We start from the raw sequence: 10,256 nt of genomic DNA, 5'->3' as shown, positions 1-10,256 counted from the left end.
CCGGCAGGAGCCGGAGTCCGGCGAGAACCCAGCCAGCGACAACGAGGGCAGCCGAAAACCACCCAGCGCAGCCCAAACCACCGAAGGCGAAGGGCAGAACCTCAGCGCATCCGGATCACAACAGTGCCGGTCACCCGGTCCAGCCAGTTGCGGCCGTCCGCGTTGCGCACCAGGGCGGGCACAATCACGACCGTCAGGATCATCCGCACGATCGCGCGCCAGGGTCCCACCATCGAGCCCCCGTCGAGGCGGGCGACGCGGATGCCGGTGGCGGCCATGCCGACGGTGAAGCCGAAGAAGGTCACCGGGATGGTGGTGATGACGGCCCAGACCACGCCGGCCCACCAGTTGAAGGTCTGCATGGCCGCGACGTCCTGGAGGTCGTAGCGGACGAACAGCGTGGTGATGAGGCCGGCGACCACCAGGTCGACGACGAGGGCCAGCAGGCGCGAGCCGAAGCCCGCGACGGAGCCCACGCCGGATTCGGGCAGGCCGAACGCTTCACCGGGCCACTTGGGCGCGGTGTGATCGCCGGTGCCGGTGCCCGGTAGCCACTCGCCCGTCCATCTCGCCACCCGTCCAGGGTATGCCGGTGGCGTGGAACACATCTGCCCTGGTCGGATAGGGGTGGCGCGCGACCCGTTAACACCGGCGAAACATACGGGTGACGGTCGGGCAACACCGTGCTCTTAGCGTGAGCCGAAGAGAGTAAAGCCGAGCGAGCTCGATCGAAGAAGGAGTCACCGAGGGTGCCCACTACTCCAGACGACATCCAGCGCCTCATCGCCGACGAGAAGGTGGAGTCCATCGACGTCAGGTTCTGCGACCTGCCGGGCGTCATGCAGCACTTCACGGTGCCCGCCAAGGCGTTCGACCTCGAGGCCTACGAGGAAGGCCTGGCCTTCGACGGCTCCTCGGTCCGCGGCTTCCAGTCGATCCACGAGTCCGACATGCTGCTGCTGCCGGACCCCGAGACGGCCCGCATCGACCCGTTCCGCAAGGCGAAGACGCTCTCGCTGAACTTCTTCGTGCACGACCCGTTCACGCGCGAGCCCTACAGCCGCGACCCGCGCAACATCGCGCGCAAGGCCGAGCAGTACATCGCCGAGTACGGCGTGGCCGACAACGTGTACTTCGGCCCGGAGGCCGAGTTCTACATCTTCGACTCGGTGCGCTTCGACTCCGCCGAGCACGCCTCGTTCCACGAGATCGACTCCGTCGAGGGCTGGTGGAACACCGGCGCCGACGAGGTCGGCGGCAACCAGGGTTACAAGACGAAGTTCAAGGGCGGCTACTTCCCCGTCCCGCCGGTCGACCACTTCGCCGACCTGCGCGACGACATCGTCCGCCAGCTGCAGGGCTCGGGCTTCGAGATCGAGCGCGCGCACCACGAGGTGGGCACCGCCGGCCAGACCGAGATCAACTACAAGTTCAACACCCTGCTCCACGCCGCGGACGACCTGCAGCTGTTCAAGTACATCGTGAAGAACACGGTGTTCGCCGCCGGCAAGACCGCGACGTTCATGCCGAAGCCGCTCGCGGGCGACAACGGTTCGGGCATGCACTGCCACCAGTCGCTGTGGAAGGACGGCCAGCCGCTGTTCCACGACGAGTCCGGCTACGCGGGCCTGTCCGACACGGCGCGCCACTACATCGGTGGTCTGCTCAAGCACGCCCCGAGCCTGCTGGCCTTCACCAACCCGACGGTGAACTCCTACCACCGCCTGGTGCCGGGCTTCGAGGCGCCGGTTTCGCTCGTGTACTCGCAGCGCAACCGCTCCGCCTGCGTCCGCATCCCGATCACGGGCAACAACCCGAAGGCGAAGCGCGCCGAGTTCCGCTGCCCCGACTCGTCGGGCAACCCGTACCTCGCGTTCTCCGCGATGATGATGGCCGGCCTCGACGGCATCAAGAACAAGATCGAGCCGCCGGAGCCCATCGACAAGGACCTCTACGAGCTGCCGCCCGAGGAGGCCAAGAACGTCAAGCTCGTCCCGGGCGACCTGGGCACGGTGCTCGACACGCTGGAGCAGGACCACGACTTCCTGCTCGAAGGCGGTGTCTTCACGCCCGACGTGATCGACACCTGGATCTCCTTCAAGCGCGAGAACGAAATCGACCCGCTGCGGCTGCGCCCGCACCCGTACGAGTTCGCGCTGTACTACGACGTGTGATCGGCGCGGGGCTGCGAACAGGCTTTTCGCCGGTCGGAGCCCCCACCAGGCCGTCACCGGGCTTTGAGGGCCGGCAGGTGACAGCCAGCTAGACGCGGGACGGCGGTCGAGGGGAAAACCCCGACCGCCGTCCCGATTTTTTGTGCGGATCCGGCGGTCGTCAAATCCGCTCGGCGAGCAGCGCCTGGCCGGGACCGGAGAGTTCGCCGAGCGTGTCGCCGCGTCCCGCGAGAGCCATGAGCAAGGCTTCGCCCGGCCCCCGGACTTCGGGCCCGGAGCCGCGGGACCAGCCGACGTCGGTGGCGACGAGCGTGAGGCCACGCGCTCGTTTGGGCGCGCCGATGGGTGGTGCGGTCAACGCCAGCCGCAACGCGGTTCGCAGGCGGTCGTGCGGGATCTCGCGGGGCAGGCCGAGCGGACGGCGGATGTCCTGGTGGTGGATCGTCGCGTCCAGGAGCGCGATCATGCCGCTGCGAACGGCGGTCAGCCCTCGCGGCCGCTGGTGCGCGTGCAGCAGATCGATCAGTTCCCGCGGGCTGCGCGAGTACTCGCGGATGCCGATCTCGTTGGCCCTGCTGAGGGCGAACCCGCCGCGAGCGAACCGTTTGACGACGCCCGCCCAGCTCAGTTCCTCGTAGCTGATCACGTGCGCGACCACGTCGCGCACGGTCCAGTCGCCACACAGGCTCGGCGCCTCCCACTGCCGGAGGGTCAGCGTTTCGAGGAACCCGGCGAAATCACTGCGTTCCTGCACGGCCAAGGTCATCACGTCGGCCGCACTCGGCTCCTGACTGGTCACCCGGGCACCTCCACGGAACCTGCGGACACGCGTTCAATGAGGTCCGAGCCTCTCACGGGGGACCGACAGTTCGCAGCCGCGCGCTAATCCGCGGCAGGCGCTCGCGCGATGACCACACCACCCGGCACGCGGTCGTCCGGGTTGAGCAGGAGCTCCGCCTCGATCGCGAAACCCGCGTCGCGCAGGAGCGCGGAGACGACGGCCGGCGTGCGGCGGTGGATGTGGACGTGCATGGGGTGGCCGCCGTAGCCGGAGGTCTTCAGCGTGGTCTCGGAGCCGACGTGGAAACCGATCAGCACCACGCCACCGGGCCGCAGCACGCGCCGGAACCCCGCCAGCACACCGGGCACGTCGGCGTCCGGCACGTGGATCAGCGACCAGAACGCGAGAACGCCCGACACCGACGCCGCCGGGAGCGTCAGGTCCGTCATCGACCCCACCTCGAACCGCACCCCCGGCTGGGCGCGACGCGCGTACGCGATCATCTCCGGCGACAAGTCGACGCCGAACGCGTCCACTCCGAGGCCGCGCAGGTGAGCCGTCACCCAGCCCGGTCCGCAGCCGACGTCGGCGACCGGCCCCGGGCCCGCCAGCTCCGCGAAGAGACCCAGCAGGGCCCGCAGGTACGGCTCGTCGGCCAGCCGGTGCCGCAGCTGCGCGGCGTAGGTCGCGGCGACGGTGTCGTAGGACGTGCGGGTGTCCGCCAGCCAGGGTTCCATCACTCGGCCGTCGACAGGACTTTGAGGTTCAGACCGGCGCGCTCGAAGTGGCCGCGCGGGTCGTCGACTAGCTTGCGCCGCACCAGGTCCATGAGGCCGACCGTGCACGTGATCTCCGCCGAGAGCGTGCCGTCGAGCTTCACGATGCGGGAGGTCATCCAGAAGACCTTCCCGTCGCCGAAGCGCGCGTCGCACGACACGTCGACGACGTCGCCGCCGCGCAGTTCGCGGCGGTAGACGACGTGGGACTCCAGCAGCACCGGCGCGAGGTTCTGCTCGCGCAGCCGTACGTCGCCCGCGGCTTCGAAGAGCTCGATGCGCGAAACCTCGCCGTAGGAGTGGTAGACGGCGTGGTTCAGGTGCCCCAGCGAGTCGAGTTCGTAGTGGCGCACCTTGATGCGGGTGCGAAACGGTTCACGATCGGTCACGAGCCCACTCTAGGTCTCGTAGAACAGCTCCTCGACCACCGCGTGCGCGCGCCGCGTCACGCGCCGGTAGCTGTCGAGGAACTCGCCCGGATCGTCGTCGACGGTGTAGCCGAACACGCGCGCCACGGCGGCGAGGTCGCGGCCCGAGCCGGGCACCTCGTCGACGGCCTTGCCACGCACCAGCATCCCCGCGTTGCGCACGCGCGTGGCCAGCAACCACGCCTCGCGCAAGGAATCCACCGACTCCGCGGGCGCGATTCCCGTGTCCGCCAACGCGGTGAGCGCGTCGAGCGTCGACGTCGTGCGCAGGCTCGGTTCTTCGTGCGCGTGCTGCAACTGCAGCAGCTGCACGGTCCACTCGACGTCCGCGAGCCCGCCGCGGCCCAGCTTGGTGTGGCGCGTCGGGTCGGCCCCGCGCGGCAGCCGCTCGGTTTCCACCCGCGCCTTGATGCGCCGGATCTCGCGCGCCTTGGTCGCGTCCAGGCCGCCTTCGGGGTAGCGGATCGGATCGATCATCGTGATGAACCGCTCGCCCAGGTCCTCGTCGCCCGCGATGAACCGCGCGCGCAGCAAGGCCTGCGCTTCCCAGATTTCGCCCCAGCGCTGGTAGTACGCGCGGTAGGAGTCGAGCGTGCGCACGAGCGGACCGTTGCGTCCTTCGGGCCGCAGGTCCGCGTCGACGAGCAGCGCCGGGTCGGAACTCGGTGCCCCCAGCATCTTCCGCACGGTCTCGGCGACCGACGACGCGAACTTCACCGCGTCCGAGTCCGACACGCCTTCCGCCGGCTCGCAGACGAACAGCACGTCCGCGTCCGAGCCGTAGCCGAGTTCCGCTCCGCCGAGGCGCCCCATGCCGATCACTGCCACGGTCGCCGGCGTGCGGCCCAGCTCCGCCTGGCGCTGCCGGTACGCCGCGGCGAGCGCGCCCTGCAGCACGGCGACCCACACGCTGGAGAGGGCTTCGCACACGGCCGGCACGTCCAGCATCCCCAGCAGATCCGCGCACGCGACGCGCAGGATTTCGTGGCGCCGCAACGAACGCGCGGCCGCCACCGCCGCGTTCAGGCCCGGCTGCCGGCGCACGGCCGCGCGCAACGACGTCGCGACTTCGGCCGGTTTGCGCCCGGTCAGCCGCGCCGGATCACCCAGCAGCTGCAGCACTTCCGGCGCGCGCACGAGCAGGTCGGGCACGAGGTGCGATGTGCCGAGCAGGAACGCGAGCCGTTCCACGACCGTGCCCTCGTCACGCAGCACCCGCAGGTACCACGGAGTGTCTTCCAGCGCCTCGGAAACCTTGCGGTACGAGAGCAGCCCGCCGTCGGGATCCGGGGTGTCGGCCAGGAAGTCGAGCAGCACGGGCAGCAGCGCCTGCTGGATCGCCGCGCGCCGCGAAACACCCGCAGTGAGCGCCTTGATGTGCTGCAGCGCGCCTTCCGGCGCCGCGTAGCCGAGCGCGGCGAGCCGGCTCGCCGCCTGCTTCGTGGTGAGCCGCAACGCTTCCGTCGGCACGTTCGCCACGGACTGCAGCAGCGGGCGGTAGAAGACCTTCTCGTGCAGCCGCCGGATGCCCTGCGCGTGGCGGCGGAACTCGGCGAGCAGTTCCTCGCCCTGGCTGCGGCCGCGCGCGGCCTTGATACCGCACGCGCGGGCGAGAACGCGCAGCTCGGCGGTGTCCGTCGCCTCGGGGAACAGGTGCGTGCGCCGCAGCCGGCGCAGTTGCAGCCGGTGCTCGACGGTGCGCAGGAACTCGTACGACGTCCCCATCTCGGCCGCGTCCGCACGGCCGACGTAGCCGCCTTCGCCCAGCGCTTCCAGTGCCTCCATTGTGGACGGTGAGCGCAGCTCGGGGTCGACTCGGCCGTGCACGAGCTGCAGCAGCTGCACGGCGAACTCGACGTCGCGCAGCCCACCGCGGCCCAGCTTCAGCTCGCGCTCGGCGTGTTCGGCGCTCACGTGGTCCTCCACGCGCCGGCGCATCTGCTGCACCTCGGTGACGAAGTTCTCGCGGTCGGCGGCCGACCACACCATGGGCGCGACCATCTCCGCGTACAGGCGGCCCAGCTCGGGGTCACCCGCGACGGGCCGCGCCTTGAGCAGCGCCTGGAACTCCCACGTCTTGGCCCACTTCTGGTAGTACGCCGTGTGGCCTTCGAGCGTGCGCACGAGCGCGCCGCTCTTGCCCTCGGGCCGCAGTGCCGCGTCGACCTCGAAGCACGCCTGGCCGACCACGCGCATCATCGTGCTGGCCAGCCGCGTCGCGACCGCGAGATCACCCGCGCCGACGAAGATCACGTCGACGTCGCTGACGTAGTTGAGCTCGCGCCCGCCCGTTTTGCCCATGGCGATCACGGACAGCGCGCCCTCGGCCGGCGCCCCGACTTCCGCCTCGGCCACGGCGACGCCCGCCTTCAGCGTGGCCTCGGCCAGCAGCGTGAGCTGGCTCGCGACCTCCTTGAACGACGGGTGGTCCAGGCCGGCCTCCACGAGGTGCCCGAGGTCGGCCGCGGCGATGCCGAGCAACAGCCGCCGGTACCCCGTGCGCAGCGCCTGTTCGGCGGGGTTTCCGGTGAGGTATGAGCCGTCGTCCTGGCGCAGGTCCTCGAGCAGCCGATCGGTGAACTGCTCGGGGACGGTGCAGCGGTGGTCGGCGAGGCAGCGCCACTCACCGGGGTGGGCGGCGAGGAAGTCGCCGAGCGCGGTCGACGTGCCGAGCACCGAGACGAGCCGGCCGCGGAACGTCCGGTTCTCCCGGAGCGTGCGGTCCAGATCGGGCCAGCGGGCCTCGTCGGCTTCGCGGATGCGGTCGAGCGCCTGCAGCGCGAGGTCGGGATCGGCGGCTCGCGACAGGGCGCCGAGCACGTCGGTGACACCGTCGACCGGTCCCGCGGCGTCCCACCAGCCCGCCGCGCGCAACTGGGCGTCGGCCCGGGTGTCGGTGAAGCCGTACCTGGCCGCCGATGGGGCGGTCCGCGCGCGCTCTGCCATCTCCCTCACCGTAGCCGGATCCGGTGCGGCTGGGCAGCCGGGCACGCGTTCGGCGTCAGGCGGCGAGGCGGTCGGGTTCCGTGTCGGCGGGCATCGGCTCGGGGACCTGGAAGCTGTGCGCGGTGACGGGCTTGCGGCGCGAGAGCAGGTAGATGCCGAGGCCGATCGCGATGCCGGCCACGCCGACGCCGATCGTGCCCGCAGTCCCGAGTGACGCGAGCTCACCCGCCGCCGCGCCGACGAGCGCGGCCGCCGGCAGCGTGAACAGCCAGGCGATGACCATGCGGCCCGCCATCCCCCAGCGCACCGGCGCTTCGTGCCGGCCGACGCCGGAGCCGACGATGCCGCCCGAGCACACGTGCGTGGTCGAGAGCGGGAAACCGAAGTGCGAGGACAGCAGGATCACGGCCGCGCTGCTCGTCTGCGCCGCGAAACCCTGCGGGCCTTCGATGTCGGTCAGGCCCTTGCCGAGGGTGTGGGTGATGCGCCAGCCGCCGAGGTACGTACCGAGGGCGAGCGCGGACGCGGCGCTGATGATGACCCACACCGGCGGCGCGGAGCCCGCCGGCAGGGCGCCGGCGGTGACGAGCACGAGGGTGATGACACCCATGGTCTTCTGGGCGTCGTTGGTGCCGTGCGCGAGCGAGACGAGCGACGCCGAGACGATCTGGCCGATGCGGAACCCGCGCCCGCCGCGCTTGCGCACGAACACCTTGTAGACGACGTACGTGACGGCGGCCGCCACGACTCCGGCGATCACGGGCGACGCGGCGGCCGGCACGAGGACCTTGTCGACGATCTTGCCGAAGTGCACGGAGTCCGCGCCCGCCGAAACCCAGGTGGCGCCGATGAGACCGCCGAACAGCGCGTGGGACGAACTCGACGGCAGGCCGACGTACCACGTGACGAGGTTCCACACGATCGCGCCGACGAGCCCGCCGAACACGATGGCGGGCCCGATCTTCGTGTCGTCGACGAGCCCGCTGGAGATCGTCTTCGCGACCTCGACGGACAGGAACGCACCCACGAGGTTGAGCACGGCGGAGATCGCGACCGCGATTCTGGGCCGCAGCGCGCCGGTGGCGATCGAGGTCGCCATCGCGTTGGCCGTGTCGTGGAACCCGTTGGTGAAATCGAATACGAGAGCGGTGACGATGACGACGACGACCAGCAGCGAGGGGTCCACCCCGACCTCCGAACCCTACGGAAACACCCACTCGCAAGGTACCTGACCGATCGAGTGAATCGTCAACGCAGCGTTAGTGATCAGGACATCATTCGTTAAGCCAGCGGCAACGTGTGTTGACTCTCTGACGCAGTTGCCAGCTCCCCGGCCGCCAATCGGACGAACCGGTGAGCGAACGGCCGCCAGGTCTCGGCGATGTCGGCGTGCACCGAGATCAGGTTCTCCGGCGTCAACGCACCCGGACGGGTGAGCTCCGCCATCTCGGGCTCGTCCTCCGCCCAGCGGCGCACGAGGTCGGGCGTCGTCTCGATGTGGAACTGGACACCGTAGACGCAGCGGCGCAGCCGGTAGGCCTGGTTCGGGTACAGCGGCGCGGACGCGAGCAGCTCGGCGCCCGGCGGGAGGCGCTTGACGACGTCGTTGTGGAACTGGATCACGTCCTGCATCAGCGGCAGGTCGGCGAACAGCGGGTCGGTCCAGGCGGCGTCCTTCTTGGAGACGAGCGAGGGGCCGACCTCGGGCCCGTCCTCGCCGACGGCGACCTGGCCGCCGGTCGCCGCCGCGAGCAGCTGGGCGCCGAGGCAGATACCGAGTGTCGGCAGCTGCTTGCCGGCGGCCTGGCCGAGGAGTTTGCGAACGTCGGCGAGCCACGGGTGGTGGTCGTCGTCGAGGGCGCCCATGCCGCCGCCGAGGCAGACGACGCCCGCGTAACCGTCGAGGTCCGCCGGCAGCTCCTGCTCGGGCGGCAACCGCACATCGAGCTCGGCGCCGGCTTCGGTCAGCCAGTCGCCGAGCGGGCCGAGGGGGTCGCCGGCGTCGGGTTGGATGATCAGCAGACGTGTCACGCCTCCAGGGTACGGACCGGTGTAGTGGTCTCGACGGGGTAGCCGCTCGCCTGCCAGGTGGTGATGCCGCCGGACAGGCGCTTCGTCGTAAAGCCGAGGGCGGACAGGCGCAGCGCACCCTGGGTGGCGGCGTTGCAGTGGATGCTTTCGCAGTAGCAGACGTAAACGAGGCTCCGGTCGAGGTCTCTCGTGGTGGCTTCGGAGACGTCGCGGTAGGGCAGGTTGATCGCGCCGGGGATGCGCGCCCGTTCGTACGCTTCGGCGCCGCGGCACTCGACGAGGACGTACCCGTCGGTGCGGCCCTCGGCGAGGTCCTGCGCGAGATCGACGGGGTCGACTTCGAAGCCGAGCTCGCGCCCGAAGTACGTGACGGCTTCCGCGGGGGTGGGAGTGGAGAACTGGAGGATGCGAGGTGTCATGGGCATATCGTCGTCGGCCGAGGGGTGCCGGCCACAGAGCCGGATCCAGGTGATCGGGTCAGCTAACCTGGGATTTCCTCGTTCGGGCCGCGCTTCGCCGGGAGTTTCTGTTGGACGTCTTGCCTGACCGCGCTGGGGACTCCGCGGACCTCGACGCCACCGACTGGCACCTGCTCGACCTCCTCCAGGCCGACGGCCGCCTCACCTACTCCGAACTCGGCCGCCGCGTGTCCCTGTCCGCGCCGGCCGTGACGGAACGCGTGCGCCGCCTCGAGCAGCGCGGCATCATCACGGGCTACTCGGCCCAGGTCGACGCCACGAAACTGGGCCTCCCGATCGAAGCGGTGGTCCGCGTCCGCGTCCGCAGCCTCGACGGCCCGCGCTTCCGCTCCACCATCCTGCCGCTGCCCGAGGTCACCTCCGCCGACCACATCACGGGCGACGAGTGCTGGCTGCTGCGCGTGCGCTGCCGCACCACGGGCGAACTGGAAACCTTCGTCGAGCGCGCCCAACGCTACGGCGAGACGACGACCTCGCTGGTCTTCTCGTCTCCCGTGGTGAGCCGGCCGATCACCCGGCCCCACTGACCCTGGCCGCCGGGGGACATGCCCCCGCCCTCCCGAGGGGGGCGTCCCCGAGTCCATTCTATCGGCCACCCCCGACAAAACCGGGTGGTCAGTGGCTGGGTGGGGTGGTTGTCC

Annotated in this window: 10 protein-coding genes; 2 read left to right on the top strand and 8 right to left on the bottom strand. The window is 70.5% G+C overall.

All coding sequences use genetic code 11. The annotated features are described in order from the left end of the window. Positions 1 to 101 precede the first annotated feature (101 nt). On the bottom strand, positions 102 to 575 hold the full coding sequence (locus tag ACIA77_RS46040; protein WP_395892520.1) for an RDD family protein: 474 nt from the start codon (positions 573 to 575) through the stop codon (positions 102 to 104). A 174-nt stretch (positions 576 to 749) separates the two neighbouring features. On the opposite strand from ACIA77_RS46040, the gene glnA reads away from it, so the two are divergent. After that, the gene (gene glnA / locus ACIA77_RS46035; protein WP_395892519.1) at positions 750 to 2,174 is read left to right on the top strand and encodes a type I glutamate--ammonia ligase; all 1,425 of its coding nucleotides are present in this window, start codon (positions 750 to 752) and stop codon (positions 2,172 to 2,174) included. A gap of 160 nt (positions 2,175 to 2,334) precedes the next feature. Here the strand turns inward: glnA and ACIA77_RS46030 are convergent, their stop codons facing one another. From ACIA77_RS46030 to ACIA77_RS46000, 7 genes are all read right to left on the bottom strand, one after another. Continuing rightward, positions 2,335 to 2,973, bottom strand: a complete 639-nt coding sequence (locus ACIA77_RS46030; protein ID WP_395892518.1) for a maleylpyruvate isomerase family mycothiol-dependent enzyme — start codon at positions 2,971 to 2,973, stop codon at positions 2,335 to 2,337. Positions 2,974 to 3,056: 83 nt separating this feature from the next. Beyond that, positions 3,057 to 3,692: a class I SAM-dependent DNA methyltransferase gene (locus ACIA77_RS46025; RefSeq protein WP_395892517.1), complete on the bottom strand. Its 636-nt coding sequence runs from the start codon at positions 3,690 to 3,692 to the stop codon at positions 3,057 to 3,059. Continuing rightward, on the bottom strand, positions 3,692 to 4,120 hold the full coding sequence (locus ACIA77_RS46020; RefSeq protein WP_395892516.1) for an acyl-CoA thioesterase: 429 nt from the start codon (positions 4,118 to 4,120) through the stop codon (positions 3,692 to 3,694). The genes ACIA77_RS46025 and ACIA77_RS46020 overlap by 1 nt, the downstream gene beginning before the upstream one ends. Before the next feature lie 9 nt (positions 4,121 to 4,129). Beyond that, a complete protein-coding gene (locus ACIA77_RS46015; RefSeq protein ID WP_395892515.1) occupies positions 4,130 to 7,105 on the bottom strand; it encodes a bifunctional [glutamine synthetase] adenylyltransferase/[glutamine synthetase]-adenylyl-L-tyrosine phosphorylase in 2,976 nt (991 codons plus the stop codon). A gap of 55 nt (positions 7,106 to 7,160) precedes the next feature. Then, entirely contained in the window at positions 7,161 to 8,291 is a 1,131-nt protein-coding gene (locus ACIA77_RS46010; RefSeq protein WP_395892514.1) for an anion permease, read from the bottom strand. 95 nt (positions 8,292 to 8,386) lie between these two features. After that, on the bottom strand, positions 8,387 to 9,136 hold the full coding sequence (locus ACIA77_RS46005; protein ID WP_395892513.1) for a type 1 glutamine amidotransferase: 750 nt from the start codon (positions 9,134 to 9,136) through the stop codon (positions 8,387 to 8,389). Continuing rightward, positions 9,133 to 9,561 carry a rhodanese-like domain-containing protein gene (locus tag ACIA77_RS46000; RefSeq protein ID WP_395892512.1) on the bottom strand — a complete coding sequence of 143 codons (429 nt, stop codon included), beginning with the start codon at positions 9,559 to 9,561 and terminating at the stop codon, positions 9,133 to 9,135. The genes ACIA77_RS46005 and ACIA77_RS46000 overlap by 4 nt, the downstream gene beginning before the upstream one ends. Before the next feature lie 104 nt (positions 9,562 to 9,665). Between ACIA77_RS46000 and ACIA77_RS45995 the strand changes: the two genes are divergently transcribed. After that, on the top strand, positions 9,666 to 10,142 hold the full coding sequence (locus ACIA77_RS45995) for an Lrp/AsnC family transcriptional regulator (protein ID WP_395892511.1): 477 nt from the start codon (positions 9,666 to 9,668) through the stop codon (positions 10,140 to 10,142). The last annotated feature ends 114 nt before the right edge of the window (positions 10,143 to 10,256 follow it).

The sequence above is a fragment of the Amycolatopsis sp. NPDC051903 genome (genome assembly GCF_044452505.1).
Lineage (GTDB): Bacteria > Actinomycetota > Actinomycetes > Mycobacteriales > Pseudonocardiaceae > Amycolatopsis.
This window is presented reverse-complemented; position numbering and strand designations above follow the sequence as displayed.